This is a genomic window from Trichlorobacter sp., from assembly GCF_030247655.1.
In the GTDB taxonomy this organism is placed as follows: domain Bacteria; phylum Desulfobacterota; class Desulfuromonadia; order Geobacterales; family Pseudopelobacteraceae; genus Trichlorobacter.
Genome location: NZ_JAOTRZ010000365.1, coordinates 1 through 1560 on the forward strand (window position 1 = coordinate 1; position 1560 = coordinate 1560).

Sequence of the window (1560 nt, forward strand, 5' to 3'; positions counted from 1 at the left end):
GTGTACACCAGACGCCGTCCAGCATGTTCAACACAATAACCAACTGCGGGAACCGTATGATGCACCGGTATAGCAATCAGGGTATACCCGTCAACGCAACTGGATAGGGTATTGTTTTCGCAAAGCGTGACGGGGGACAGCGGTTCTATCGTATTAAAGCGCAATACCGGCTCTTCCGGTGTAGGCAGACAAGTAAAATCAGGCCAGATCAGTCCGTTAAAAAGGTGGTTACGCAGGGCATCAATCACCGACTGAGGGGCATACACATCAACCAGATGACGCAGATTTTTAACAATGATATTGTCCGCCAAGGCAGGAATACTGCGGATATGATCCAAATGGGCATGGGTGATAAATATATTTTTGATTAACCACTGCTCTTCTTCATTCAGAACAGATCCGATCGTTCCGGCGTCAAGCAGCAGAGAATCATCAATCAAAAAAGCGGGAGGCCTGAAATCTGGAAACTCTGCTCCGGCACTTCCAAGGATACGCAGCTTCATTGCTTTACCTCCCTGTGCAGACTCAAATACTGCATTACAAAAACTGCTCTTTCAATTGCCGGATAATTTCAACCTGACGGCTGTAAATATACTGAGAAATAATTTTATCTGCGTCTTTATCCGGCTCAAAGCTGAATGTATGGATAAAAATAGTATCATCTTTAGCTGACTTTATCAGGGTAGCCGGCAGTGTCAATTCGTTGTTCTGAATACAAAATTGTATCAAGCCATTTTGTGGCATACCTGCCGGTGCTGCCTGCTGACTGTGGATAGCAACCCCGGAAACTGAAATATCGTCAGCACGACCGGATAAGGACTGTATCCCGGCAGTGTAGGCAGCAGTCAAACAGCCTTCAGTTGTAACCCTGACAGCGTTACGCCGATCTGCACGGATAGAAGCATAGGCAAAGCGTCCCAACACAGCAAAGCAGTTCTTGACATTGATATATTCAACAAAACAATGAACTCCCAAACCTTGCGGAAACGATGAGCAGGTAAGTAGAACCTGTTTTTGCAAACCAAGCACAACAGATTGTGCCTGATGTGCTGTCACCTCAATACTGTCAATATCTATTGCATCAATCTTTGCAGCATAACTGATCGGCACCTCATGATAGTAGTTCAACAGCTTAAGATCGTTTTTAAGACGCCCTGCCTTGATCTCTCGCAGGATATGCAGAATCGCGTCCAAATCCTGCTTGCCATCTTTAATGCTTACGATCTGATACGTCTCTCGCACGACACCCCCATGCTGCTTATCCAAGTGGTTGGCAAACCGGGCAGAAATGAGTCCCCCGTTGTCCAAGCTTCATTTTAACAATCAAACTACCGCATACCCTGCAGGGCTTCCCATCTTGGCCATAGACAGCAACAGGAAAGGAGCCTGCCTCAAAGACGCCATCAATATTGGCTCCTTTCGCAGCAACAGCCTGGGTCAACACACCATGTAGCGCATCATACAGACGAACCGTCTCTTGTGAGGAAAGAGCAGCTGTGCCTCTTAGTGGATGTAACTGAGCACGGAATAGTGTTTCGTCAGCATAGATGTTACCAACAT

The 1560-nt window shown here is 46.6% G+C and carries 3 protein-coding genes; all 3 read right to left on the minus strand.

Features of this window, described 5'->3' with window-relative positions:
- A partial coding sequence (locus OEL57_RS16735) for a 3',5'-cyclic-nucleotide phosphodiesterase (protein WP_300742081.1) occupies positions 1–503 on the minus strand: 503 nt, incomplete at its 3' end.
- Between the two features lie 34 nt (positions 504–537).
- Positions 538–1242, minus strand: coding sequence for a PilZ domain-containing protein (locus OEL57_RS16740; protein WP_300742083.1), 705 nt, complete (start codon positions 1240–1242; stop codon positions 538–540).
- Positions 1243–1258: 16 nt separating this feature from the next.
- The coding region (locus OEL57_RS16745) for a zinc finger domain-containing protein (RefSeq protein ID WP_300742084.1) at positions 1259–1560 on the minus strand (302 nt) is incomplete at its 5' end.